At 56.2% G+C, this 24,545-nt stretch carries 24 protein-coding genes; 13 read left to right on the top strand and 11 right to left on the bottom strand.

Going from position 1 to position 24,545, the window contains the following annotated elements:
* Positions 1–30 precede the first annotated feature (30 nt).
* Genes rho through GOV87_RS13395 form a run of 6 tightly spaced genes read left to right on the top strand, consistent with a single transcriptional unit; the run spans position 31 to position 6,817 of the window.
* Positions 31–1,302 (top strand): transcription termination factor Rho, encoded by a 1,272-nt coding sequence (gene rho, locus GOV87_RS13420; RefSeq protein WP_171123784.1) that lies wholly within the window; start codon positions 31–33, stop codon positions 1,300–1,302.
* 30 nt (positions 1,303–1,332) lie between these two features.
* On the top strand, positions 1,333–2,619 hold the full coding sequence (gene mnmE / locus GOV87_RS13415) for a tRNA uridine-5-carboxymethylaminomethyl(34) synthesis GTPase MnmE (protein ID WP_171212128.1): 1,287 nt from the start codon (positions 1,333–1,335) through the stop codon (positions 2,617–2,619).
* Between the two features lie 12 nt (positions 2,620–2,631).
* The gene (mnmG, locus tag GOV87_RS13410; protein ID WP_171212182.1) at positions 2,632–4,500 is read left to right on the top strand and encodes a tRNA uridine-5-carboxymethylaminomethyl(34) synthesis enzyme MnmG; all 1,869 of its coding nucleotides are present in this window, start codon (positions 2,632–2,634) and stop codon (positions 4,498–4,500) included.
* Positions 4,497–5,111 carry a 16S rRNA (guanine(527)-N(7))-methyltransferase RsmG gene (gene rsmG, locus GOV87_RS13405; RefSeq protein ID WP_171212127.1) on the top strand — a complete coding sequence of 205 codons (615 nt, stop codon included), beginning with the start codon at positions 4,497–4,499 and terminating at the stop codon, positions 5,109–5,111. The genes mnmG and rsmG overlap by 4 nt, the downstream gene beginning before the upstream one ends.
* Complete coding sequence (locus GOV87_RS13400) at positions 5,104–5,904, top strand: ParA family protein (RefSeq protein WP_171123791.1); 801 nt, start codon at positions 5,104–5,106, stop codon at positions 5,902–5,904. The genes rsmG and GOV87_RS13400 overlap by 8 nt, the downstream gene beginning before the upstream one ends.
* A 19-nt stretch (positions 5,905–5,923) precedes the next feature.
* On the top strand, positions 5,924–6,817 hold the full coding sequence (locus GOV87_RS13395) for a ParB/RepB/Spo0J family partition protein (RefSeq protein ID WP_171212126.1): 894 nt from the start codon (positions 5,924–5,926) through the stop codon (positions 6,815–6,817).
* Here GOV87_RS13395 and GOV87_RS13390 read toward each other — a convergent pair.
* Genes GOV87_RS13390 through rph form a run of 4 tightly spaced genes read right to left on the bottom strand, consistent with a single transcriptional unit; the run spans position 6,807 to position 9,632 of the window.
* Positions 6,807–7,160, bottom strand: coding sequence for a YbaN family protein (locus tag GOV87_RS13390; RefSeq protein ID WP_171123795.1), 354 nt, complete (start codon positions 7,158–7,160; stop codon positions 6,807–6,809). The two genes, GOV87_RS13395 and GOV87_RS13390, sit on opposite strands and share 11 nt — an antisense overlap.
* A gap of 3 nt (positions 7,161–7,163) precedes the next feature.
* Positions 7,164–8,318 carry a radical SAM family heme chaperone HemW gene (hemW, locus tag GOV87_RS13385; protein WP_171212125.1) on the bottom strand — a complete coding sequence of 385 codons (1,155 nt, stop codon included), beginning with the start codon at positions 8,316–8,318 and terminating at the stop codon, positions 7,164–7,166.
* The gene (rdgB, locus tag GOV87_RS13380) at positions 8,308–8,922 is read right to left on the bottom strand and encodes an RdgB/HAM1 family non-canonical purine NTP pyrophosphatase (RefSeq protein ID WP_171212124.1); all 615 of its coding nucleotides are present in this window, start codon (positions 8,920–8,922) and stop codon (positions 8,308–8,310) included. Before rdgB ends, hemW begins: the two co-directional genes overlap by 11 nt.
* Complete coding sequence (gene rph, locus GOV87_RS13375) at positions 8,919–9,632, bottom strand: ribonuclease PH (protein WP_171212123.1); 714 nt, start codon at positions 9,630–9,632, stop codon at positions 8,919–8,921. The genes rdgB and rph overlap by 4 nt, the downstream gene beginning before the upstream one ends.
* Positions 9,633–9,744: 112 nt before the next feature.
* On the opposite strand from rph, the gene hrcA reads away from it, so the two are divergent.
* Positions 9,745–10,809: a heat-inducible transcriptional repressor HrcA gene (hrcA, locus tag GOV87_RS13370; RefSeq protein WP_171212122.1), complete on the top strand. Its 1,065-nt coding sequence runs from the start codon at positions 9,745–9,747 to the stop codon at positions 10,807–10,809.
* 10 nt (positions 10,810–10,819) lie between these two features.
* Positions 10,820–11,383: a nucleotide exchange factor GrpE gene (locus tag GOV87_RS13365; RefSeq protein ID WP_171123804.1), complete on the top strand. Its 564-nt coding sequence runs from the start codon at positions 10,820–10,822 to the stop codon at positions 11,381–11,383.
* 58 nt (positions 11,384–11,441) lie between these two features.
* Here GOV87_RS13365 and mutS read toward each other — a convergent pair whose 3' ends face one another.
* Positions 11,442–14,057 carry a DNA mismatch repair protein MutS gene (gene mutS, locus GOV87_RS13360; RefSeq protein ID WP_171212181.1) on the bottom strand — a complete coding sequence of 872 codons (2,616 nt, stop codon included), beginning with the start codon at positions 14,055–14,057 and terminating at the stop codon, positions 11,442–11,444.
* 161 nt (positions 14,058–14,218) lie between these two features.
* Between mutS and GOV87_RS13355 the strand changes: the two genes are divergently transcribed.
* Positions 14,219–16,474, top strand: coding sequence for an NADP-dependent malic enzyme (locus GOV87_RS13355; RefSeq protein ID WP_171212121.1), 2,256 nt, complete (start codon positions 14,219–14,221; stop codon positions 16,472–16,474).
* Positions 16,475–16,477: 3 nt separating this feature from the next.
* Positions 16,478–17,347 (top strand): ribokinase, encoded by an 870-nt coding sequence (locus GOV87_RS13350; protein WP_171212120.1) that lies wholly within the window; start codon positions 16,478–16,480, stop codon positions 17,345–17,347.
* Here the strand turns inward: GOV87_RS13350 and msrA are convergent.
* The 4 genes from msrA to GOV87_RS13330 form a co-directional block, all read right to left on the bottom strand.
* A complete protein-coding gene (gene msrA / locus GOV87_RS13345; protein WP_171124105.1) occupies positions 17,344–18,015 on the bottom strand; it encodes a peptide-methionine (S)-S-oxide reductase MsrA in 672 nt (223 codons plus the stop codon). The two genes, GOV87_RS13350 and msrA, sit on opposite strands and share 4 nt — an antisense overlap.
* Positions 18,016–18,103: 88 nt before the next feature.
* Positions 18,104–18,385 carry an SCP2 sterol-binding domain-containing protein gene (locus tag GOV87_RS13340; protein ID WP_171212119.1) on the bottom strand — a complete coding sequence of 94 codons (282 nt, stop codon included), beginning with the start codon at positions 18,383–18,385 and terminating at the stop codon, positions 18,104–18,106.
* Positions 18,386–18,462: 77 nt separating this feature from the next.
* Complete coding sequence (locus GOV87_RS13335; protein WP_171212118.1) at positions 18,463–18,903, bottom strand: DUF1810 domain-containing protein; 441 nt, start codon at positions 18,901–18,903, stop codon at positions 18,463–18,465.
* Entirely contained in the window at positions 18,900–20,126 is a 1,227-nt protein-coding gene (locus tag GOV87_RS13330) for an argininosuccinate synthase (protein WP_171212117.1), read from the bottom strand. Before GOV87_RS13330 ends, GOV87_RS13335 begins: the two co-directional genes overlap by 4 nt.
* A 142-nt stretch (positions 20,127–20,268) precedes the next feature.
* Between GOV87_RS13330 and GOV87_RS13325 the strand changes: the two genes are divergently transcribed.
* Both GOV87_RS13325 and ilvA read left to right on the top strand, forming a co-directional pair.
* Complete coding sequence (locus GOV87_RS13325; RefSeq protein ID WP_171124281.1) at positions 20,269–21,030, top strand: hypothetical protein; 762 nt, start codon at positions 20,269–20,271, stop codon at positions 21,028–21,030.
* A 59-nt stretch (positions 21,031–21,089) separates the two neighbouring features.
* The gene (gene ilvA / locus GOV87_RS13320) at positions 21,090–22,316 is read left to right on the top strand and encodes a threonine ammonia-lyase IlvA (protein WP_171212116.1); all 1,227 of its coding nucleotides are present in this window, start codon (positions 21,090–21,092) and stop codon (positions 22,314–22,316) included.
* Here ilvA and GOV87_RS13315 read toward each other — a convergent pair.
* Positions 22,313–22,642: an Hpt domain-containing protein gene (locus tag GOV87_RS13315; protein ID WP_171212115.1), complete on the bottom strand. Its 330-nt coding sequence runs from the start codon at positions 22,640–22,642 to the stop codon at positions 22,313–22,315. The two genes, ilvA and GOV87_RS13315, sit on opposite strands and share 4 nt — an antisense overlap.
* A gap of 209 nt (positions 22,643–22,851) precedes the next feature.
* Here GOV87_RS13315 and GOV87_RS13310 point away from each other — a divergent pair, with 209 nt between their 5' ends.
* Positions 22,852–24,075 (top strand): PP2C family protein-serine/threonine phosphatase, encoded by a 1,224-nt coding sequence (locus GOV87_RS13310; RefSeq protein ID WP_371813515.1) that lies wholly within the window; start codon positions 22,852–22,854, stop codon positions 24,073–24,075.
* Here GOV87_RS13310 and GOV87_RS13305 read toward each other — a convergent pair.
* Positions 24,072–24,515, bottom strand: a complete 444-nt coding sequence (locus GOV87_RS13305) for an NUDIX hydrolase (protein ID WP_171123821.1) — start codon at positions 24,513–24,515, stop codon at positions 24,072–24,074. The genes GOV87_RS13310 and GOV87_RS13305 overlap by 4 nt on opposite strands.
* Between the last annotated feature and the right edge of the window lie 30 nt (positions 24,516–24,545).

The raw sequence follows: 24,545 nt of genomic DNA, 5'->3' as shown, positions 1-24,545 counted from the left end.
GCCGCGCTGACAGCGGTGAAGGTTTGTATCATGTCCAATGAAACTCTGAATCTGGCCGACCTAAAAGCCAAAAGCCCCAAAGACCTTCTGGCAATGGCCGAAGAGCTGGAGATCGAGAACGCCTCGACCATGCGTAAAGGCGAGATGATGTTCCAGATTCTGCGCGAACGCGCGGATGAGGGTTGGACCGTCGGTGGTGACGGCGTTCTGGAAGTTTTGCAGGACGGGTTCGGCTTCCTGCGCTCGCCCGAGGCGAACTATCTGCCGGGTCCAGACGACATCTATGTTTCACCCGACATGATCCGCCAGCATTCGCTTCGTACCGGCGACACGGTTGAAGGTGAGATCAAGGCACCTGATGACAACGAACGCTATTTTGCGCTGATCAAGGTTACTAAGATCAATTTTGAAGAGCCCGAGAAGGCCAAGCACAAGATCCTGTTCGACAACCTGACGCCATTGTATCCAGAAGAGCGTCTGAAGATGGAGATCGAGGATCCTACCATCAAGGATAAATCTGCTCGTGTCATCGACCTTGTGGCACCGATTGGTAAGGGCCAGCGGTCGTTGATCGTGGCGCCCCCGCGGACGGGTAAGACAGTGATCTTGCAGAACATCGCGCACTCGATCGAGCAGAACCACCCCGAATGTTATCTGATCGTCTTGCTGATCGACGAACGCCCGGAAGAGGTGACCGACATGCAGCGTTCGGTAAAGGGTGAGGTTGTATCCTCGACCTTTGATGAACCCGCAACGCGCCACGTGGCCGTGTCGGAAATGGTGATCGAAAAAGCCAAGCGTCTGGTCGAGCACAAACGAGATGTTGTTATTCTTCTCGATTCGATCACAAGACTTGGTAGGGCGTTTAACACAGTGGTACCATCGTCGGGCAAGGTTCTGACAGGTGGTGTTGATGCGAACGCCCTTCAACGGCCCAAGCGGTTCTTTGGTGCCGCGCGGAATATCGAAGAGGGCGGTTCGCTGACCATTATCGCCACCGCGCTGATCGACACCGGCAGCCGGATGGATGAGGTGATCTTTGAAGAATTCAAAGGCACCGGTAACTCGGAAATCGTGCTGGATCGCAAAATTGCCGACAAGCGCGTGTTCCCGGCCATCGACATTCTCAAATCCGGTACCCGGAAAGAGGACTTGCTGGTCGATAAGGGCGATTTGGCCAAAACTTTCGTTCTGCGCCGTATCCTCAACCCGATGGGTACGACCGACGCGATCGAGTTCCTGCTATCCAAGCTGAAGCAGACGAAGACGAATGGCGAGTTCTTCGATTCAATGAACACCTGACACAGGTTTTAACTGACGCGAGGCCTTCGAATGGATACGATATTCGCCTTGGCCAGCGCGCAGGGCAAAGCCGGGGTGGCGGTCATCCGCCTCTCTGGTCCTTTGGCGCATTCCGCAGCGGCTGCATTAACCAGGGATACTCTGCCAGCCCGCGGCATGCGTGTGCGCGCCTTGTTTGCAACTGACGGCTCAATTCTGGATGAGGGTCTGGTACTAACATTCCAGGCCCCTGCGAGCTTTACCGGTGAAGATGTGGCAGAGTTGCAGGTTCACGGAAGTATGGCATCTGTGAATGCGGTGATGCGCTGTCTTGGCGATACTGAAGGTTTGCGGCTTGCAGAGCCGGGGGAATTCACGCGTCGCGCGCTTGAAAACGGCAAGATGGATTTGACGCAGGTCGAAGGCTTGGCCGACTTGATTGATGCCGAAACCGAAGCGCAGCGCAAACAGGCACAGACAATATTAGCCGGCGAACTGGGTTCCCTTGCAGAACGCTGGCGTCGTGATCTGATCCGCGCCGCATCCCTTTTGGAAGCTGTCATTGATTTCGCTGACGAAGAGGTTCCGACGGATGTTACGCCCGAAGTCCGTTCTTTGGTCACTGGTGTCATGGCTGATGTGCAACGCGAAGCCGACGGAGTTCGGATTGCGGAGCGTATTCGCTCAGGGTTCGAAGTCGCAATTGTCGGCCTTCCTAATGCAGGGAAGTCCACCTTACTGAATGCACTTGCCGGGCGAGATGCGGCGATAACGTCGGAGTATGCCGGAACGACCCGCGATGTGATCGAGGTCCGAATGGATCTTGAGGGGTTGCCAGTCACGCTTTTGGACACAGCTGGGCTTCGCGAAACCGAAGATCATGTTGAAAGCCTTGGAATCGAATTGGCGATTAAACGTGCAGAGGCCGCGGATTTACGGGTATTCCTGACCGAGGACCCGATGTCTTTGGGTGTTTCAGTGCGCGACGGTGATATTCAAGTTTTGCCGAAGGCTGACCTCAGGGATGATATAGAAGGTGGGATATCAGGTAAAACTGGTAAGGGTTTGGATCAGTTGATCTCCGATATATCGCGTATATTGGGTGGCCGTGCCACAAGTTATGGTATTGCAACCCGCGAAAGGCACCGTATTTCGCTCAATAATGCTCAGGAGGCGTTGGTTGCAGCAATGTCTGTTCTGGAATCAGGCCCGGACTTGTATGATATCGCTGCCGAAGAATTGCGCACAGCCATTCGTGCGCTAGAGGCATTGGTCGGTAGAATAGGCGTGGAAGATCTTTTGGATGAAATCTTCGCAAGCTTCTGTCTGGGAAAATAGGGAGTGTTTCACGTGAAACATTCAGATTTTGATGTTGTTGTTATCGGCGCGGGTCATGCCGGAACCGAGGCTGCACATGCATCTGCCCGCATGGGGGCGGAAACGGCGCTTGTCACCTTGTCTGCTTCTGACATCGGGGTGATGTCTTGCAATCCAGCGATTGGAGGCCTTGGAAAAGGTCACCTAGTGAGAGAGATTGATGCGCTGGACGGAGTTATGGGCCGTGTAGCGGATCAAGCCGGAATTCAATTCCGTCTGTTGAATCGGCGCAAAGGACCCGCAGTTCAAGGGCCGAGGACACAGGCGGACCGCGCGTTGTATCGCGCAGCAATGCAGAAAGAGACCGACGCCCAGCCACGTCTTTCGATTGTGGTAGGCGAAGTTGTCGATTTTCTGATGGAAAGGCAGAGCGTGCGCGGAGTCAGATTGGCAGATGGTTCCGAGATTCGAGCCAAGGCAGTCATACTTACTTCCGGTACGTTCCTTCGGGGTGTGATTCATATTGGAGACGTTTCCCGCCCTGGCGGAAGAATGGGGGACAATCCGTCAGTAAAATTGGCGCAACGCTTAGACAGTTTTCAGCTTCCGTTGGGAAGATTGAAAACAGGTACTCCGCCCCGACTTGATGGCCGCACGATCGACTGGTCCGATCTGGAGCGCCAGGATGGAGATGATGAACCTACATTATTTTCATTTCTGTCTAAGTCTGTTGTGGCCCCCCAAATTTCTTGCGGTATAACGCATACAAATGCGCGAACGCATGAAATTATTGAGAAAAACCTAAGCCGTTCAGCAATGTACGGGGGGCATATTGATGGGGTTGGCCCAAGGTATTGCCCTTCAATTGAGGATAAAATAGTCAGGTTTGCCGATAAGGACTCTCATCAGATATTCCTTGAGCCTGAAGGTGTTAATGATCATACGATCTACCCGAATGGGATTTCGACATCGCTTCCCCAGGATGTTCAACTTCAATATGTCCGGTCCATTAAGGGGCTAGAGAATACAGAAATACTGCAACCGGGTTACGCGATTGAATATGATTATGTAGATCCGCGCGTTTTAACTTCATCCCTGTCCGTTCCGGAAATCTCGGGCCTATATCTTGCGGGGCAGATTAACGGTACCACTGGATACGAGGAAGCCGCGGCACAGGGTTTGGTCGCCGGTTTGAATGCCGCCTTGTTTTCATTTGATCGGGATCCGGTTCATTTCACGCGTGCAGATAGCTATATCGGTGTAATGATAGACGATTTGACGACGCGCGGAGTAGCAGAACCTTACCGTATGTTTACGTCCCGTGCGGAATTCAGACTGTCGTTACGCGCAGATAATGCAGATCAAAGGTTAACACCGATTGGCTTGAAAATCGGTTGCGTAGGGGACGTTAGAGAGCGCCACTTTTCCGACAAGATGGAAAAATTGACGGCGGTAAAATCCATTCTGATGGACAGGACCTATACCCCAAAAGACATGCGATCAGTTGGTATCAGCGTCAATCAGGACGGAAATAGGCGAAATGGGATGGCTATTCTCGCATTCCCGGATGTTTCGTTTGGGGATCTTATACCACTGGTCCCAAGCTTGGGGGATGCAGATCCTGAAATCCAGAAGCAGGTTGAAAGGGATGCCCTGTACGCAAACTACATTGCGCGCCAGCAAAGGGACGTCGAAGCTATGAAGCGCGACGAATCTCATGAAATTCCAAGGGATTTCGAATATTTCGCTCTGGATGGCTTGTCTTCAGAGATGAAGCAAAAGTTGTCGAATGCGCGACCAGAGAATATAGCGCAAGCTAGTCGCGTTGAAGGAGTTACTCCGGCCGCTTTGACGCTTGTTCTAGCGAAACTGCGTCGTGAACAAAAGGTCCGCAAGGCATGAGTGACGTGCAATTTGGCGATTTGGATGTTTCACGTGAAACATTTGAGCGTCTGGCCAAATATGTCGAGCTGGTAAAGCGATGGAATCCGAAAATTAACCTGGTTTCCCGAAACAGTCTGGCCGAAATTTGGACGCGGCACATAAAGGATTCTGTCCAGGTGTATCGTTGCGCTGAATCCTTTCGGAATTGGGCAGACTTAGGAAGCGGGGGAGGGTTCCCCGGAATGGTTTGCGCGATCATGGCAATAGAAGAGAACCCGAATGCGCAGTTTACCCTAGTAGAAAGCGATCAAAGGAAATCCGCCTTTCTGCGAACAGTGGCAAGGGAATGTGGTGCAAAGTGTTCCGTTGTTTCCAAACGAATCGAAATCGTGAATCCCTTGGATGCGGATGTCCTATCTGCGCGTGCTTTGGCAGATCTGACGGTCTTATTGTCCTTTTGTGACAGGCATTTAGGCAGTTCTGGAACGGCTCTGTTGCTGAAAGGCGCGACGTGGAAAAAAGAACTGGAAGACGCGCGCAAGGAATGGAATTTCCAAGCAGAGCCGATTACAAGTTTAACTGAACCTCAGGCCGTTATCCTTAAAATCAAAGGAGTATCACGTGGTTGATCTGTCTCGTCCCTCAGGGCCCCGGATTATTGCGGTAGCCAATCAGAAGGGCGGGGTTGGGAAGACGACGACTGCGATAAATCTTGCAGCGGGATTGGCCGAAGCCGGATGCCGCGTTCTTGTGGTTGATTTGGATCCTCAGGGCAACGCGTCAACAGGTCTGGGCGTTGAAGACAGGGATTGGACAACCTACGACCTGATATTGGACGACGCCCCGTTGGAAGCCGTCATTCAGGAGACTGAAATTGGCGGCTTATATGTGGTTCCTGCCACAGTCGACCTGAGTTCAGCCGATATTGAGCTTATTTCCAACGAAAAGCGAAGCTATCTGCTGCACGACGCGCTGCGGCAAACGTCAGTTGACCAGTTCAAGCTGGACTATGTCCTGATAGATTGTCCACCGTCCCTTAATTTGTTGACGGTCAATGCGATGGTCGCGGCGCATTCTGTGCTTGTTCCATTGCAGAGTGAGTTCTTCGCGTTGGAAGGTTTGTCCCAGTTGATGCTGACTATTCGCGAGGTCCGCCAAACTGCCAATCCGGACCTGCGGATCGAAGGTGTTGTGTTGACGATGTATGACAACCGCAACAACTTGTCCCGTCAGGTCGAAAAAGACGCGCGTGACAATCTGGGCGAGATGGTATTTAAAACCAAAATACCCAGAAATGTACGGGTCAGTGAGGCGCCGTCTTACGCATTGCCTGTACTTCAATATGATTCCGGATCTCTGGGGGCGATGGCATATCGGCATTTGGCGCGCGAAGTCATGCACAAGAACAAGAAAGCCGCATAAGTGGCAGTAGGAGGGTCCAGTGGCAGCTAAGAAAACAAAACCTAGGGGATTGGGCCGCGGTCTATCGGCTTTGATGGCCGACGTAACGCAGGAAACAGAAGGGTTGCGCCCATCTGAACCACGGCGTGCGGACATGAAGGTTCCGATCGAAAAACTTCATGCAAACCCAAATCAGCCGCGCCGTACCTTTTCGCGTGAACAACTGGATGAACTTGCTGCTTCGGTTAAGGAAAAGGGTATTATTCAGCCGCTGATCGTCCGCGAGATTGCGGAAGGCGACTATGAGATCGTCGCGGGTGAGCGCCGCTGGCGTGCTGCGCAAATGGCGCAACTGCATGATATTCCTGTCATTGTTCGTGATTTCGACGATACCGAAGTGTTGGAAGTTGCGATTATTGAGAATATTCAAAGAGCTGACTTGAATGCTGTCGAAGAAGCGGCCGGATACAAGCAGCTTATGGATCGTTTCGGACACACGCAGGAAAAGCTGGCCGAGGCCCTTGGCAAAAGCCGCAGTCACATTGCGAATCTTCTTCGTTTGCTGTCGTTGCCGATGGATGTTCAGCAATTGGTGGTCGAAGGTAAGCTTTCTGCAGGGCATGCAAGGGCGTTGATTACGTCAAGCAACCCCTCTGAATTGGCGAAGATCGTGGTACGCGACGGATTGTCGGTTCGTGCGACCGAAGCGCTTGTTAAAAAAGAGCAGGTCGACCCGGTTAAAGCTACGCCGAAATCCAGAAATCTGGATGCAGGTAAAGACGCCGATACGCGGGCGCTTGAAAAAGACCTCTCTGCTATCTTGGCGATGAAAGTGGCCATCAACCACAAGTCTGGGACAGAAACCGGGCAGGTCGTTCTGACATATGAAAATCTGGACCAGCTTGACGATCTTTGTGCAAAGCTCAGCCGCTAGGCCGAGTCCAGATAAAGGTTAGAACACCCCCCAAGACAATCGCCTGAATTGCCAACACATAATTCGGGACCGAGAGAATAATCGAAATTCCAAAAACGGCGGCAATCGAGAGGGTTGCCGCCTTTTTTGCTGCGGGACGGATGGCACCGGAACTCTGCCAATCCAGGATCATCGGGCCAAAGACCCGGTGCGTGATCAGCCAGTTGTGAAGCCGGGAAGACGAGCGTGCAAAGAAAAAAGCGGCCAACAGCAGGAACGGAACGGTCGGTAGCAATGGAAGGGCGATGCCGACGACGGCAAGTGCAACGCTCAACAATCCCAATGCCGCCCAGACGTATTGCATGTCTTATCCCAACAATTCGCGAATGATGGAGTTCAATACTGCACGCCCATCTTTGGTGGCGATGACCCGACCGTTTACCTGTTCGATCATACCGATGGCACTCAGATCGTCCAATTTTTCTTGCGGCAATGAAGAACCAGACAAGGTTTCATAACGATCTATATATAGACCTTCTTTTAGCCTTAGACACATTATAAGGTATTCAACTGCTTGATCCTGATTTGAAAGCTCGGTTCTTTCCCGCTCTCCACTGCCGTTATGCACAGCGTCCAGCCAAGTGTTCGGCATCAGGTGGGTTTCAGTCGCCAGTTTTCTATCGCCAAGCGTTATTCGGCCATGGGCACCGGGACCGATGCCAACGTAATCGCCATAGCGCCAATAAATCAGATTGTGCCGGGATTCTGCCCCCGGTCGGGCGTGATTAGAAACCTCGTAAGCAGGCAGGCCGTGGGCTTCGCAAATTTCTTGTGTTGCAAGATACATGTCGGCTGCGCTGTCATCCTCGGGCAGGCCGCGCAATTTCCCAACGGCATATCTGTCGCCGAAAGCGGTGCCGTCTTCGATGGTCAGTTGATACAAGGACAGGTGGTCGACGGCCATGGACAAAGCTTGGGTCAGTTCAGCACGCCAAGCGGCCAAGGATTGGTGCTGGCGGGCGTAGATCAAGTCAAAGCTGACTCTGTCAAAGCAAGTTCTGGCGATATCAAACGCTGCCTGTGCTTCAGCGACCGTGTGGATTCGACCTAATCTGCGTAGGTCATCGTCATTCAGCGCCTGTACACCCATCGAGATCCGGTTGACCCCAGCGTCGCGATAGGCGGCGAACCGTCCGGCCTCGACTGATCCGGGATTGGCCTCAAGCGTGATTTCCATGTCATTGGCGGGCCGCCACAGGGCGCGGGCCTCGTCAATCACGGCGGCCACAGTGTCGGGGTCCATCAGAGATGGGGTGCCGCCGCCAAAGAAGATCGTGTTCAACACACGGTCAGGCGTTTCGATGGCCGAGCGGCGCAACTCGGTCAGATATGCCTCAAGCCATTGTTTTTGATTGATATTTCTGGAAACATGGCTGTTGAAATCGCAATAGGGGCATTTGGCCTCGCAAAAGGGCCAATGCACATACAGGCCAAAGCCCCCGTTGCGCCAATCATCCGCCAAAACAGCCCTTCACGAACATCTCAACCGCGCGGCCGCGATGGCTGATCTTGTTCTTTTCCCAGCGACCCATTTCGGCAAAGGTAATATCGTGACCGTCAGGGACAAACATCGGGTCATAACCGAACCCGTCTTTACCCCGGATTGGCCAGACCAGATGGCCCGGGGCAATGCCTTCGAACACTTCATCGTGGCCGTCGGGCCAGGCCAGTACCAGAGTGCATCGGAATTGAGCGGTGCGGGGGTGCGGGGCGTCTTTTGCTTCCAGCTCATCATGCGCGCGGGTCATTGCCATCAGGAAATCGCGGCCATTACCGGTTTCAGCCCAATCGGCGGTGTAAACACCAGGCGCGCCGTCCAACGCATCAATGGTAATCCCTGAATCGTCCGACAGGGCAGGCAGGCCGGTGGCCTTGGCGGCGGCATGGGCTTTGATTCGGGCGTTGCCAACGAAAGTATCCTCGGTCTCTTCCGGTTCAGGCAGGCTCATCTCAGCCGCGCCGATGACTGTCACGCCGAAGGGCTCAAGCAGATGCGCCATCTCCTCAAGCTTGCCTTTGTTATGCGTGGCGACCAGCAGCCTGTCACCGTCGAACTTGCGGGTCATGCGGTGGCGGCCTTTTGCGCGGCGGCCAGTTCACCGACGCCTTTTTCGGCCAGATCCATCAGCTGATCCATCTGCGCGCGGCTAAAGATGGAACCTTCAGCGCTCATCTGCACTTCGATCAGTTTGCCCGAGCCGGTCATGATGAAGTTGCCATCAACGCCTGCTTCGCTGTCTTCGGGGTAGTCCAGATCTAGAACCGGCTGACCCGCGTAGATGCCGCAGGACACAGCAGCGACGGGATCGACCAGCGGATCAGAAATTACATCACCCGCTTTCATCAGCTTGTTCACAGCCAGACGCAGCGCGACCCAGCCCCCGGTGATCGAAGCGCAGCGCGTGCCGCCATCGGCCTGGATCACGTCACAATCGACGGTGATCTGACGTTCGCCCAAAGCAACCCGGTCGACACCAGCGCGTAGCGCCCGGCCGATCAGGCGCTGGATTTCCACGGTGCGGCCACCTTGTTTGCCGCTTGCCGCCTCACGCCGCATCCGTGTGTTGGTTGCGCGGGGCAGCATCCCGTATTCCGCTGTCACCCAACCCAGGCCCGAGCCTTTGATGAAGGGCGGCACGCGGTCCTCGATCGTGGCGGTACACAGCACATGGGTATCGCCCATTTTAATCAGGCAGGAACCTTCGGCATGTTTGGTGAAACCTGTCTCGATGGAAACAGCGCGCATTTCGTCTAGATTACGTCCTGAGGGTCGCATGGAAAATCCTTTGTTTGCTGGGTTGGGGATACCGCCCCGTGGCGTTACGATGCAACCCCGATTGACCTTTCATTTGCCTGCGATTTAATGATGATCCAGCAGGGGACCGCCGATGAGCGAAGCGAGCAAAATTCTGAACGAGATGAACGACCGGTCGCGTGAGGTTTTCCGGCTGATCGTCGAAAGCTATTTGGATAGCGGAGAACCGGTGGGCAGCCGCACCCTGACCCGCACCTTGTCGGAAAAAGTCAGCGCCGCGACCGTGCGCAATGTGATGCAGGATCTGGAATTTCTGGGCCTGTTGGACAGCCCCCATGTCAGCGCGGGCCGGATTCCTACGCAGCAAGGACTGCGGATGTTTGTCGACGGGCTGCTTGAGGTCGGCGATCTGGGGGCGGATGATCGACAGAAATTGGATGAGACTTTAGGCTCTAACGCAGGCGATGTGGGCGGTATGCTGGATCGTGTGGGATCGGCTTTGTCACACGTGACACATGGCGCGTCGCTGGTTTTGACGCCAAAACACGAGGCCGAGATCAAGCATATCGAGTTTGTTTCCTTGGCGCATGACCGGGCGTTGGTGGTACTGGTGTTCTCGGATGGGCATGTCGAGAACCGGCTGTTAACGCCGCCGCCGGGGCAGACGCCCAGTTCGATGCGCGAGGCGGCAAATTTCCTGAATGCGCTTATCGAGGGGCGAACCCTCAGCGAAGTGCGCCGTCAGATGCTGTCGCAGATTGACGCACGTAAACAAGAGATCGACGTTCTGGCCCGCGAGATGGTGGAAAGCGGGATTGCGGCCTGGGACGGAGATGGCAGCGACTCGGCCCGTCTGATCGTGCGTGGGCGCGCGAATCTGCTGAATGAACCCGGTCAAACGGAAGAGCTGAATCGAATCCGCACCTTGTTTGATGACCTGGAACGTAAGCGCGATATTGCCGAATTCCTTGAATTGACCGAGGAAGGCGAGGGTGTACGCATTTTTATCGGCTCTGAGAACAAACTTTTCTCACTTTCGGGTTCCTCTTTGGTGGTGTCTCCATATATGAACGCTGATCGAAAGATAATCGGTGCGGTCGGGGTTATTGGACCCACACGACTCAACTATGGACGGATCGTGCCGATCGTGGATTATACGGCGCAACTGGTCGGCAAGCTTATTTCCGACCGGAGCTAGAGGGTAAGAGATGGCGGAACCCAAAAACGAAGATTTTCTGGACGATATCGCAACAGCCGAGGCAGAAGAGTTGGCCGAGGAGTTTGCTGAAATCAGTGAAGAGGCGCTGGAAATTGATGCCCTGCGCGCTGAGCGTGATGATTTCAAGGACAAGTTCATGCGCGCACTGGCTGATGCTGAAAACGCGCGCAAACGGGGCGACAAAGCGCGTCGGGATGCAGAGCAGTATGGCGGGTCCAAGCTGGCGCGCGATATGCTGCCGGTATATGACAACATGAAACGTGCGCTAGAGGCCGCAACCGACGAGCAGAAAGAGGTTGCTGCCGGTTTGATCGAAGGTGTCGAACTGACCATGCGCGCACTGACGAACGTGTTCCAGAAACACGGGATCGAGGTGATCACACCCGAAGTCGGCGACCGGTTTGATCCCAATCTTCACGAAGCCATGTTCGAGGCCCCTGTTCCGGGCACCAAGGCTGGCGATATCATTCAGGTCTCGGCTGAGGGGTTCATGCTGCACGACCGTTTGCTGCGTCCGGCGCAGGTGGGCGTTTCTTCAACACCTGCAAGCTGATTGACCTCTGCGAGGCCAAGCCTCCGGCGGAAGTATTTTTGAACAGAAGAAGGGGTGGTCAGGATTTGGCCACCTCTTTCAGTTTGTAGATCAGGTCGAGCGCTTCGCGGGGTGTCAGTTCATCGGGCAGGATGTCGTCCAGCATATTCGTGACTGGTGAGGTTTTTGGCGCGGGCGGCGGTGGGGGTGATGCGGCTGAGAATAGGGGGAGATCGTCGATCAACGCCTTTTGCTTGCCGCCTTCACGTTCAGTTTTTTCCAATTGGTCCAGCACGACGCGGGCGCGGTCGACCACGGATGCGGGAAGCCCGGCCAATTGCGCGACCTGCACGCCATAAGATCGGTCGGCGGCGCCTTTGTGGACTTCGTGCAGGAAGATGACTTCGCCTTCCCATTCTTTGACAGCGACAGTGGCGTTGTCGACGCTTTCGAGTTTTCCGGCCAAGGCGGTGAGTTCGTGGTAGTGGGTGGCAAACAGCGCGCGGCATTGGTTGGCGGCGTGCAGATGTTCCAGTGTGGCCCAAGCGATGGAGAGGCCGTCATAGGTGGCGGTGCCGCGCCCGATTTCGTCGAGGATCACCAGCGCGTGGTCGTCGGCCTGATTGAGGATTGCGGCTGTTTCCACCATTTCGACCATGAAAGTCGAACGCCCCCGCGCCAGATCGTCTGACGCTCCTACCCGGCTGAAAAGTTGGCTAACCAAGCCGACATGGGCCCGTTCGGCGGGAACGTAACTGCCCATTTGGGCCAGCAGGGCGATCAGGGCATTTTGGCGCAGGAAGGTTGATTTACCGGCCATGTTGGGACCAGTCAGTAGCCAGATCGCTGAACCCTGATCGGCGTTCAGGTCGCAGTCGTTGGCTATGAAGGCATCGCCTGATTGCTGGCGGAGCGCGTGTTCTACAACCGGGTGGCGACCCCCTTTAATGCCGAATGCACGCGAATTGTCGACCTGCGGACGGCACCAGTTTTCTTCGCGCGCCAGATTAGCGAGAGCTGTGGTCAGATCCAGTTCGGCCAACCCTCGGGCCGCTTGGTTGAGGCGGGCCGCGAGGGCCAGAATTTCGCTAGAAAGCCTTTGATAGAGCCGCTTTTCGATTTCCAAAGCCAGATTTCCGGCGTTCAGGATGCGGGTTTCGATCTCGGACAGTTCTACTGTGGTGAACCGGACTTGGTTCGCAGTGGTCTGACGATGGATGTAGGTTTCACTGAACGGTAGGTTCAGCATTTTTTCGGCATGAGTGGCCGTGGTTTCGATGAAGTAGCCCAGCACGTTGTTGTGCTTGATCTTCAACGATGTGATGCCCGTGTGCTCTGCGTATTTTTGCTGAAACCCGGCTATGACGGATCGACCTTCGTCGCGCAGCGTGCGCGCTTCGTCCAGTTCGGCGTCGAAACCGGGGGCGATGAAGCCACCATCGCGCGCAAGCAAGGGTGGTTCAGCAACAAGCGCCTCGTCCAGCAGGTTCAGTAGATCATCAAAGCCGACAAGGTTTTGTACTGCGGTCGCCAGCAGGACCGGAAGATCCTGACCTTCGCACAAATCAGCGATTGCCGACGCCTGTGTCAGCCCATTGCGAATGGCAGCCAGATCGCGGGGGCCTCCGCGCTCCAACGACAGGCGCGACAGGGCACGGTCCAAATCAGGGGTTTTGCGCAGGATCTCGCGCAAGTCCGAGGTGGTCAGGCTGTCTTCGGCGGCAAAACTTACCGCGTCCAACCGGGCGTGGATCACGTCCAGATTGCGGGACGGGCTGGACAGACGCTGTTCCAGCAGCCGGGCACCACCCGGGGTTACGGTACGGTCAACCACTGACAGCAGTGATCCGGCGCGCCCACCGGAGAGCGACCGGGTCAGTTCCAGATTCCGGCGCGTGGCGGCGTCGATCTGCACCACGCGGTACTCGGATTCCTTGAGCGGCGTTTGCAGCAGGGGCAGTTTGCCCTTTTGCGTGATCTCAAGATAGTCGACCAGCGCGCCCATGGCCGACACTTCGGCGCGCCCAAATGACCCGAACGCATCCAAAGCGCCCACGTGAAACAACCCGCAGATGCGTTTTTCCGCCGCAGTGCTGTCGAAACTGGCGCGTCCGATCGGGGTCAGCGAAATGCCCAGATCGCGGACGGTTTCATTTAACGCTTGCTCCATCCCGTCGCCCACGATCAGCTCGGACGGAGCAAGCCGCGCCAGTTCGGGGCTAAGCCTGATCGAGGTCAAAGGCATCACGTGGAACGCTCCGGTCGAAATATCGGCCCAGGCCAGCGCGGCTTCATCACGAACCTCGGCGTAGGCGGCCAGAAAATTGTGGCGACGGGCCTCTAGCAGGGCGTCCTCGGTCAGTGTGCCGGGCGTCACCAGACGCACAACATCCCGCCGAACCACTGATTTAGAGCCTCTTTTCTTGGCTTCGGCCGGGCTTTCCATCTGCTCGCACACAGCCACGCGAAAGCCTTTGCGGATCAGCGTCAGCAGATAGCCCTCGGCCGCATGAACGGGAACGCCGCACATGGGGATATCCTCGCCATTGTGCTTGCCGCGTTTGGTCAGGGCGATGTCCAGCGCCTCGGCGGCATTCACCGCGTCCTGGAAAAACATCTCGTAGAAATCACCCATGCGGTAGAACAGCAGGGCGTCTGAATGGGCCTCTTTGATCTCAAGATATTGCGCCATCATTGGCGTGACTGTGGACAAAAGCGGCCCCCTTTTGGCGTCTTCCGGTGGCGACCTTACAAATCCCCCAACCGCGACGAAAGGTGAAAACGTATTGTCGTTGAGGCGCAGCCCCGCCTGCGCTATGACGCAACAGCCCCGAATTCATGGAAACGACCGATAAGATGCCCAAAGCGAAGATCACCAAAGAAGAGGCGCTGGCCTTTCACCTGGACCCCACCCCCGGCAAGTGGGAGGTGCAGGCCACCGTTCCCATGACCACGCAGCGCGATCTGTCATTGGCCTATAGCCCTGGCGTGGCCGTTCCCTGTGAAGCTATCGCCGAAGCACCCGAGACTGCCTATGACTATACCAACAAGGGCAATCTGGTCGCCGTGATCTCGAACGGGACGGCTGTGCTGGGTCTCGGCAATCTGGGCGCGCTGGGCGGCAAGCCGGTGATGGAGGGCAAGGCCGTTCTGTTTAAGCGTTTTGCCGACGTGAACTCGATCGACATCGAACTGGACACTGAAGATCCGGATGAGTTCTGTCGCGCGGTCCGCCTGATGGGGCCAACATTTGGCGGCATCAACCTTGAAGACATCAAAGCGCCCGAGTGCTTCATCATTGAACAGCGCCTCAAGGAAGAGATGGATATCCCCGTCTTCCACGACGATCAGCATGGTACAGCGGTGATCTGTGCGGCGGGCTTGCTGAATGCGCTGCATATTTCGGGCAAGAAGATCGAAGACGTGAAGATTGTTCTGAACGGTGCCGGTGCGGCGGGGATCGCCTGTATCGAACTGCTTAAGTCAATGGGCGCGCGGCACGAGAACTGCATCGTGTGTGACACCAAGGGCGTGATCTATCAGGGTCGGACCGAAGGTATGAACCAGTGGAAATCGGCTCATGCGATCACGACCGAACTGCGCACGCTGGAAGAAGCCATGAAGGGCGCGGATGTGTTTCTGGGCGTGTCGGTCAAAGGGGCCGTGACGCAGGATATGGTTGCGTCGATGGCCGATAACCCGGTGATTTTCGCCATGGCCAACCCCGACCCCGAGATCACCCCGGAAGAGGCGCACGAAGTTCGTGTTGATGCCATTGTTGCCACCGGGCGCAGCGACTATCCGAACCAGGTGAACAATGTTCTGGGCTTTCCCTACCTGTTCCGCGGCGCGCTGGATATCCATGCCCGCGCCATCAATGATGAGATGAAGATCGCCTGTGCCCACGCGCTTGCCAACCTGGCGCGCGAGGATGTGCCGGATGAGGTTGCGATGGCCTATGGCAAATCGCTGACCTTTGGGCGCGACTATATCATCCCTACGCCGTTTGACCCGCGCTTGATCCACCGTATTCCACCTGCCGTCGCTAAGGCCGGTATGGATACCGGGGCCGCGCGACGTCCGATCATCGACATGGAGGCCTATGAGCTGAGCCTCAAGTCCCGCATGGACCCGACCGCCAGCATTCTGCGGGGCCTTAATGCGCGGGCGCGTCAGGCGCAAAGCCGGATGATCTTTGCCGAGGGCGACGATCCCCGCGTGCTGCGCGCGGCTGTCATCTATCAGCGTTCGGGCTTTGGCAAGGCGCTGGTTGTGGGGCGTGCCGATGACGTAAAGGCCAAGCTGGAAGAGGCCGGTCTGGGCGATGCCGTGCGTGAGCTTGAGGTGGTAAACGCTGCCAATACCGCGCATCTCGAGACCTACTCGAACTTCCTGTACGATCGGCTTCAGCGTAAGGGTTTCGACCGCAAGGACATTCACCGCCTTGCCGCGCGGGACCGTCACGTGTTTTCCTCGCTGATGCTTGCGCATGGGCATGGCGATGGTCTTGTGACCGGGGCCACGCGCAAGTCGGCGCATGTTCTGGACCGGATCAATCACGTGTTCGACGCGGACGCGGCGCATGGCGCGGCTGGTGTAACGGCGTTATTGCACAAGGGGCGGATCGTGTTGATCGGCGATACACTGGTTCATGAATGGCCTGACGAGAATGATCTGGCCAACATCGCTGAGCGCTCGGCCGCCGTTGCGCGCCACATGGGGCTCGAGCCGCGCGTGGCCTTCGTCAGCTTTTCGACATTCGGCTATCCGATGTCGGAGCGGGCTGAAAAAATGCACCGTGCGCCTGCGGTTCTGGACCAGCGTGGCGTTGACTTCGAATATGAGGGCGAGATGACCGTCGACGTAGCCCTGAATGTGGATCAACAGGCCAGCTATCCATTCCAGCGTCTGACAGGCCCGGCAAATATCCTGATCGTTCCCGCGCGCCATTCGGCGTCGATCTCGACCAAGCTGATGCAGGAAATGGGCGGTGCTACGGTCATCGGTCCGATCCTGTCAGGTGTCGACAAGCCGATTCAGATCTGCTCGACCGTTTCGACGGCGAATGACATCTTGAACATGGCTATCCTGGCGTCTTGTGACATTGGATAAGCGATGACGATCTGGAACCTCGGCTCGATCAACGCGGACATGATTTACGACGTACCGCACCTTCCCGGGCCGGGGGAGACGCTCTCGGCCAACCGTTTGGATCGTTTCCTGGGCGGCAAAGGCGCGAACATGTCCGTGGCTGCGGCCCGGGCCGGGGCGCAGGTGGCGCATGTTGGGGCCGTGGGGTCGGATGGGCGCTGGGCGTTGGATCGTTTGACGGAATATGGCGTGGACACACGCCATATCGCCCAGGTCGACGTGCCGACAGGTCACGCCATCATTGCCGTGGATGCCGAAGGTGAGAATAACATCATCCTGTTTCAGGGGGCGAACCACGCAATCTCGCAGGATCAGTTGGGGCAGGCGCTGTCTTCAGCTTCGCGCGGCGATTTGCTGGTGATGCAGAACGAAACCAATCTTCAGGTTGAGGCCGCGAAGATGGGTCGTGAGATGGGTTTGACTGTCTGCTATGCCGCAGCCCCGTTTCAGGCCGATGCGGTGCAGGCCGTGCTGCCCTATCTGGATTTCCTGATATTGAACGAAGTTGAGGCCGATCAACTGCGTCAAGCCACCGGTCAATCGGTCTCGGATTTGAAGGTCGAGCATGTAATTGTCACCTTGGGATCAAAAGGCGCGCGGTACCATCACCGCGCCGCGGCGTCGGATTTCCCGGCCTATAAAGTGCAGCCTGTGGATACGACCGGCGCGGGGGACACCTTTACCGGCTATGTTCTGGCCGGGATGGATCGCGGGATGCCGATCCCGCAGGCGATTTCCCAAGCAATCCGTGCCGCGGCCCTGATGGTCACGCGGCACGGTACAGCAGATGTCATCCCAGATTTGAAAGAGGTCCGGGACGCGAAGCTCGATTAGGATCCGGCAAATGGCGCGTCGCCGCCCCAAAGTTGTTTGACACGGGCGTCCCGGCCGCAGGCTTTGCGGTAAGCCTTGTATGCGCTGTGTTGGCGTTTGGGGCCAAACCGCGTGAGAACCAGCTTGGACCCTTTGTAATAATCCTGATGATATGCGTCGGCAGGATAGAACGTGCCAGCCTGCAGGATCGGCGTAACCACGGTCTGCCCCAGCGCACGTTGTGCATCTGCCTTGGCTTGTTCAGCAGACGCTTTTTCGCCTGCATTAGAGACAAAAATGGCGGTTCTATAACTATCCCCCCGATCACAGAACTGCCCTCCGGCATCGGTAGGGTCTACGGACCGGAAAAAGAGGTTCAACAGCGTTTCACGGGAAACGACCGATGGGTCAAAGGTGATCTGGACGGCTTCGTAATGACCGGTGCCCCCTTTGGAGACCTGATCATACGTAGGGCTTGCGGTTTTGCCGCCGGTAAATCCGGAAACTGCCCCTGTCACACCTTTCACGGATTCAAAGTCGGATTCGACACACCAGAAACACCCGCCGGCTACCGTCAGGGTTTCGGTTCCCGCGGCGGGTGCCGGGGTCGCTCGCAACAGAGCGGCAATTGCGATCAGAGTAAAAAGAAGCGTCGGTTTGACGTAGTCGAGATAAGCGATGCGGGTCATGGCAGGTCTCCTTCTGAGATTAAGCTGCCTTGTCTTTTTGCCCGACGCAATCACCTGACATCTTTTGTCACGCGCTGGTGAGAGGAGTTTATCCGAGCAACTGCCCCAGTTTCATCGCAACGCCCATATTTCCCGAAATCTTGAGCTTGCCCAAAGCCACTCCTGTCATCGGGTTCAGCTTGCCGGTCAGCAGTTTGGTCAGGTTCTTCTGCGAAATGCGGATGGTGCAGTCGGTTTCTCGATCGTGTGTGGTGGCCTGATTGTCGGACAGGACGATCACACCGTCATCGCCGCAATCGAACTTCAACGAGCCTTCGAAGCTTTTGCCAACCAGGTTTTTCTGAATGTCGTCCGCAATTGACTGCAACATGTTATCCCTCCTCGGTTGGCCTGTGCGTAAGGCTAAACCGGTTAGCCAGGCAAGGATGACCCCACGAGAACCATTGCTTACGACTCCTGCAAAAGCTGGACAGTGCGTTCGCACCGCTGACCGTCATAGAATGCGTCCAGAACAGCCAGAAATTCCGGCGGGGCATCGGGTACGGATGAGAACAGCGTCATGCAAGACCGCAACTTCTTGCCATCTATCCCGCCCAGAATGTCCGTGGCATCGCGGCCCTTGTGCAGCAGCATCAACTGCGCTGTTTCTATCAAGCGTTTGCGCAGTTCTGGGTGATCCAGATAGGCGGTCGCCTCGTCCAGATCTTCAATGCCGTAGAGCTGCGCCATGTCGGACCGGCCAAGCGCGGCCAGTTGCGGAAAGACGAACCACATCCAGTGGCTGGTTTTCTGCCCCTGCTTCAACTCGCGCAGGACGTCGGACCAAACCGTGTCCTGCGCTTCGATGAACAGATCAAGCTCATCACCGATGCCGTCGTCTTCGGTCACTTGGACAAACGCTTGTCGCGGGCTGCCAGCAGTTTAAGACGCAGGGCGTTCAACTGGATAAAGCCCGCCGCATCTGTCTGGTCATACGCACCCGCGTCTTCCTCGAAGGTGACGTGCGCCTCGGAGTAGAGCGAGTGATCCGACCAGCGGCCCACGGTCGAGGCCAGACCTTTGTACAGTTTCACCCGCACGGCGCCGGTTACGTGTTCCTGGCTCTTGTCGATGGCCGCTTGCAGCATTTCGCGTTCGGGCGAGTACCAGAAGCCGTTATAGATCAACTCAGCATATTGCGGCATCAACTGGTCTTTCAGGTGCATCGCGCCGCGGTCCATGGTGATGGATTCAATGCCACGGTGCGCTTCCAGCAGGATGGTGCCGCCGGGCGTTTCGTAGATACCGCGCGACTTCATGCCAACAAAACGGCCTTCGACCAGGTCCAGACGGCCAATGCCGTGCTTACCACCATATTCGTTCAGTTTGGTCAGGATGGTGGCCGGGCTCATCGCTTCGCCATTGATGCTGACTGCGTCGCCTTTTTCAAAGCCGATTTCGATGAACTCAGGCTCGTTCGGCGCATCTTCGGGGTGGACGGTGCGCTGATAGACGTAATCCGGTGCCATATCGGCGGGGTCTTCCAGAACCTTACCCTCGGACGAGGTATGCAGCAGGTTCGCATCGACCGAGAACGGAGCCTCACCGCGTTTGTCCTTGGCAATCGGAATCTGGTTCTGTTCGGCGAATTCCAACAGCTTGGTGCGGCTGGTCAAATCCCATTCCCGCCACGGCGCGATGACCTTGATGCCAGGGTTCAGAGCATAGGCTGCCAATTCGAAACGAACCTGGTCGTTGCCCTTGCCGGTTGCGCCGTGGGCCACGGCATCGGCACCGGTTTCAGCCGCGATCTCAACCAGACGTTTCGAGATCAGCGGGCGCGCAATGGACGTACCCAGCAGGTACAGACCTTCGTACTGCGCATTGGCGCGGAACATGGGGAAGACGAAATCGCGGACGAATTCCTCGCGGATATCTTCGATATAGATGTTCTCGGGCTTGATCCCCAGCAGTTCGGCCTTCTGGCGGGCAGGCTCCAGTTCCTCACCCTGACCCAGATCGGCGGTGAAGGTGACGACCTCACAGCCATACTCGGTCTGCAACCATTTCAGAATGATCGAGGTATCAAGGCCACCGGAATAGGCCAGAACAACTTTCTTGGGCGCGGACATCTGACTTCCCTTTATGCGTAGAACGATTGGCCCCTAACGGGTTTTGAAAGCGGGGGCAAGTTATCTGCGTTGACGCAGGCAGCGATTTCAGGTGAAACGGACGGATAGAGAACAAGGATTGGTTGAAAGGGCAGTTTTTACGATGTTGGGCTGGCAGATTTTTGTGCATTCCGTGCGAATGGTTTTTGGAAATATTAAGCAGGTTCTGCAAATTACCTTTGGGCCGGCACTTGCGGCAACCGCCGCCATCGTCGCGCTGTTTATGGTTCTGGATATACCCTGGGATCAGCTTGATCCGGAAAGCGGTACCTTGCCACCGGGAACGTCATACGGATCGCTGGTGTTCTTCGTCGCAAGCGTGGCCATCGTGGGAATAATCACGATGTTCTGGATCGCCGTGTCCTGGCATCGTTTTATCCTGCTGGAAGAATACCCCCACGGTATTTTCCCGACTTTCCGGTTTGACAGGATTCTCGCGTATTTTGGGCGCGTGTTGCTGTTGGGCCTGCTGATGGGCCTTGCCTTCTTGCCGCTAAGCATGGTTATGGCCGCGATGGGAGCTGGCGCACTGACTTTGGTGGTAATGGTCGCTTTCGCCTTTTTTCTGATCGTTGCATTCTATCGCCTTTCGATCATTCTGCCAGCGGCTGCGATTGGCCATCCAGTAACGCTTGGGGATGCGTGGAACAGCACACAAGGAATGGGCGGTGCAATCATCCTGCTTCTTATCGTGAACTTTCTGTTTCAGTTTCTGGTGCAGCTTGCGTTCACCGCGCTCGCGTTCATTCCCCTGCTGGGCATCTTGCTGACCCTGTTCTTCGGTACTTTGGTGTTGCCGCTGATCAATGTCAGTATTTTGACCACGATGTTCGGTGTGTTCATCGAAAAGCGTGAACTGACCTAGCCGCTCGTACACATATGTATTCCTTGCGCTTTCGGTGGTGATGCGGCAGTGAAACCGTCATGAGTGACTTCATGACCCGTGCCCGCGCCGCCGAACAGGAAATGCGATCGGTTTTTCCGCCGACGCCCTTGCAGCGGAATGCCCACCTGTCTGACCGCTATGGGGCTGATATCTGGCTCAAGCGTGAAGACCTAAGCCCGGTGCGGTCATATAAAATTCGCGGTGCGTTCAACGCCATGCGCAAGCAAAAGGGGCATGACCTTTTCGTCTGCGCCAGCGCAGGCAATCATGCGCAGGGTGTGGCGTTCATGTGCAAACACCTGAACGTGCGCGGTGTGATCTTCATGCCGGTGACAACGCCGCAGCAGAAAATTCAAAAAACCCGCATCTTCGGCGGCGACAATATCGAGGTTCATCTGTCCGGAGACTATTTCGATGATACTCTGGCAGCGGCGCAACAGTGGTGTGCGCAGCACGGCGGTTATTTTCTGTCACCCTTCGATGATGAGGACGTAATCGAGGGGCAGGCGTCCCTTGCGGTTGAGATCGAAGAGCAACTGGGCCGCGTCCCAGACCACGTCATCCTGCCGGTTGGGGGTGGAGGAATGTCATCAGGTGTGGCGACGTGGTTTGGCGATCGAACGCATTGCCTGTTTGTCGAGCCCAAAGGTGGGGCGTGCCTGCATGCGGCGATGGCGGCGGGTCACCCGGTTTCGCTGGACCACGTAGACAATTTCGTTGACGGCGCCGCGGTTGGTCGGATTGGTGCCAAGCCGTTTGAATTGCTCAAGTCACGCCATCTTTCGGATGTGTTGGTCCTGTCCGAAGATCGCATCTGTGCCACGATGATTGAAATGCTGAATGTCGAAGGCATTGTTCTGGAACCTGCGGGTGCTCTTGCGGTTGAGGCGGTTGCCGATGTGCAAAGCTTCATTCGCGGCAAGACCGTGGTTTGCGTCACCTCGGGCGGGAATTTCGATTTTGAGCGTCTGCCCGAAGTGAAAGAGCGGGCGCAGCGCTACTCGGGCGTGAAGAAGTACTTTATTCTGCGCTTGCCGCAGCGTCCCGGCGCGTTGAAGGAATTTCTGAATATCCTCGGCCCGGATGACGATATTGCCCGATTTGAGTATATGAAGAAATCCGCGCGCAATTTCGGCTCGGTCCTGATTGGTATCGAAACCCGGAAGCCCGAGAATTTTGCACGTCTTTTCGCGCATCTGGACGAAGCGGGGTTCACCTATACCGACATAACAGACGACGAAACGCTGGCGCAGTTTGTCATCTAAGTCAGGTTCTGCGCCTTTTCGGTCAGGAAACGGGCGCGAGCTTCTTCAAATGCGGTCAGAATTTCAGGCATGTTGACTTCGACCGCTTGGCCAGAGGCCGCCGACCGCTCACCGTCCTGGCACAGCCTTGAGAAGTGGTCAAACCCAAGGCTCAGGGCGCTGCCTTTGAGAAAATGCAGGTTTTGTTCCAAGTCTTTCCGCAACGTGTCCTGTTCCAGTCGGTCGATCGCTTCTTGCACTTCGTCCAGAAAGATCTGAACGACCTCGTCAAACTCGGCGCTGCCCACTTCGTTCCGCAACTGATTGACCCTGGACCAGTTGATCATGCCCGAAATCTCCAAAACAAAACCGCGACATGATTTTGGTAGCGTTGTACCGGTAAAGGGCAGGTTAAGCGACGCAAAAATCAACCTTCACCTGATGTTAAACAGCCGAAGCCTACGGTCTTTTTGCGCGGGGGGGTGCAGCTAGGGAGCAGAGGATTCGGGTGGCAGAGGTCAGTCAAGCAGAAGCCAGGTCAGAGTTGGATTTTGGAGTGATCCAGAAGGTGCTTGTCGTAGATGACAGCCGACTTCAGCGGCGCATACTTGTGGCCTCGCTCAAGAAATGGGGGTTTCAGGTTCTTGAGGCGGATAATGGCGCTGCCGCGCTGGAAATCTGCGCAAAGGAATCGCCGGACCTGGTCCTGAGCGATTGGGTCATGCCGGGGATGAGCGGCCTGGAATTCTGTCGGGCATTTCGGTCGTTGAATCGAGAGGTGTACAGCTATTTCATCCTGCTAACCTCCAAGAGCGAAAAGCAAGAGGTCGCGCGCGGGCTGGACGCCGGGGCAGACGACTTTCTGATTAAGCCGCTCGAGGCGGACGAACTGCGAGCCCGTATTTCAGCAGGCGCCCGAATTCTGGATATGCAGCGCGAGTTGTCCGAGAAAAATCGCCTGATTGAATCAGCGTTGGAAGACCTGAAGCTGGCGCATGACGCCATCGACAAAGACCTAATGCAGGCCCGCAAGATTCAGGAATCTCTGGTGCCGGAACTGACGCGCAGCTTCGGGAATTCCCGAGTCAGCCTGTTGCTGAAACCCTGCGGTCACATCGGCGGCGATCTTGTCGGCATGTTCTCACCCGGTGTGAACAGGTTGGGATTTTACAGCATTGACGTGTCGGGCCACGGCATCACCTCGGCCATGATGACAGCGCGGCTGGGCGGGTATCTGTCCAGCAAGCATTTCGACCAGAATGTAGCGATGGAAAAGCGGTTCGATAAATTCTATGCGCTGTTGCAGCCCGAGAAGGTCGCCGAGACCCGAAATTCCCGATTGATGGCGGATGCCGGGATCGAAGAATACTTTACCATGGTCTATGGGATCATCGACCTGCGCAACGGGCACTTGAAAATGGTGCAGGCGGGCCATCCCCACCCATTGGTGCTTCGTCAGGATGGAGGAACTGCGTTTCTGGGCGAAGGCGGGCTGCCGATCGGGTTGTTGCCGGACGTGCCTTTTCAGCGGATTGAAACCTATCTGAACCCCGGCGACAGGCTTCTTTTGTATTCCGACGGCTTTACGGAATGCACGATGGCGGATGGGCAATTGCTTGAAGAAGAAGGGCTGCGTCAAATGGCGATCAAATGCACCAAGGGTGCCGCAGGGTCCGATTTTCTTGATAACATCTTTCGAGACCTGACCCAAGCCATGGCCCCCGGCAGCAGCATGGATGACGATGTCTCGGCCGTATTTTTAGAATACGGAGGGCCCTAGAGCGTATCCAGATGCAAACTGGCGAAATGACGGTCGCCGCCATTGCCCAACATCTCAACCGCGTCTGCAGTATCCATCCACAACGCTTCGTGAAACGGTTCGGTCGGGGCGCCGATATTGCGGACGGGACGAGCGCGGTAGATCAGACAGACCTTTTCTGCCCATAAGTCATATTCCGGCATATAGGTGAACCGGCGAAATGCGCCGACACGACGTGGATTGGCCACCAGCCAGCCTGTTTCTTCGAAAACCTCTCGGTGAAGGGCCGTTATAGGCGATTCGCCGGGATCAATACCGCCGCCGGGCAATTGCAGATCAGGGCCGGGTTCCATCTGACAAGTCAGCAAAAGGTGCCGACCCCGGGGCAGCAACGCGTAAACGCCGACCCTTCGTATGTATTTACGACCCGCTTGTGGGGTTTCACCGAACCGTCTGATCATGTATTGCCCCTTACAACCCGAATTGTTCGA

The sequence above is a fragment of the Ruegeria sp. HKCCA5426 genome, from assembly GCF_013034585.1.
In the GTDB taxonomy this organism is placed as follows: domain Bacteria; phylum Pseudomonadota; class Alphaproteobacteria; order Rhodobacterales; family Rhodobacteraceae; genus Ruegeria.
Note: the sequence above shows the minus strand (reverse complement) of the source record. Positions and strands in the feature narration are given on the sequence as shown.

Excerpts from the sequence above, each read along its gene's own strand:
- rho (WP_171123784.1), top strand. The coding sequence starts at position 31 with ATGTCCAATGAAACTCTGAATCTGGCCGACCTAAAAGCCAAAAGCCCC.
- mnmE (WP_171212128.1), top strand. The coding sequence starts at position 1,333 with ATGGATACGATATTCGCCTTGGCCAGCGCGCAGGGCAAAGCCGGGGTG.
- rsmG (WP_171212127.1), top strand. The coding sequence starts at position 4,497 with ATGAGTGACGTGCAATTTGGCGATTTGGATGTTTCACGTGAAACATTT.
- GOV87_RS13390 (WP_171123795.1), bottom strand. The coding sequence starts at position 7,160 with ATGCAATACGTCTGGGCGGCATTGGGATTGTTGAGCGTTGCACTTGCC.
- rdgB (WP_171212124.1), bottom strand. The coding sequence starts at position 8,922 with ATGACCCGCAAGTTCGACGGTGACAGGCTGCTGGTCGCCACGCATAAC.
- rph (WP_171212123.1), bottom strand. The coding sequence starts at position 9,632 with ATGCGACCCTCAGGACGTAATCTAGACGAAATGCGCGCTGTTTCCATC.
- hrcA (WP_171212122.1), top strand. The coding sequence starts at position 9,745 with ATGAGCGAAGCGAGCAAAATTCTGAACGAGATGAACGACCGGTCGCGT.
- GOV87_RS13365 (WP_171123804.1), top strand. The coding sequence starts at position 10,820 with ATGGCGGAACCCAAAAACGAAGATTTTCTGGACGATATCGCAACAGCC.
- mutS (WP_171212181.1), bottom strand. The coding sequence starts at position 14,057 with ATGATGGCGCAATATCTTGAGATCAAAGAGGCCCATTCAGACGCCCTG.
- GOV87_RS13355 (WP_171212121.1), top strand. The coding sequence starts at position 14,219 with ATGCCCAAAGCGAAGATCACCAAAGAAGAGGCGCTGGCCTTTCACCTG.
- GOV87_RS13350 (WP_171212120.1), top strand. The coding sequence starts at position 16,478 with ATGACGATCTGGAACCTCGGCTCGATCAACGCGGACATGATTTACGAC.
- msrA (WP_171124105.1), bottom strand. The coding sequence starts at position 18,015 with ATGACCCGCATCGCTTATCTCGACTACGTCAAACCGACGCTTCTTTTT.
- GOV87_RS13340 (WP_171212119.1), bottom strand. The coding sequence starts at position 18,385 with ATGTTGCAGTCAATTGCGGACGACATTCAGAAAAACCTGGTTGGCAAA.
- GOV87_RS13330 (WP_171212117.1), bottom strand. The coding sequence starts at position 20,126 with ATGTCCGCGCCCAAGAAAGTTGTTCTGGCCTATTCCGGTGGCCTTGAT.
- GOV87_RS13325 (WP_171124281.1), top strand. The coding sequence starts at position 20,269 with ATGTTGGGCTGGCAGATTTTTGTGCATTCCGTGCGAATGGTTTTTGGA.
- ilvA (WP_171212116.1), top strand. The coding sequence starts at position 21,090 with ATGAGTGACTTCATGACCCGTGCCCGCGCCGCCGAACAGGAAATGCGA.
- GOV87_RS13315 (WP_171212115.1), bottom strand. The coding sequence starts at position 22,642 with ATGATCAACTGGTCCAGGGTCAATCAGTTGCGGAACGAAGTGGGCAGC.
- GOV87_RS13305 (WP_171123821.1), bottom strand. The coding sequence starts at position 24,515 with ATGATCAGACGGTTCGGTGAAACCCCACAAGCGGGTCGTAAATACATA.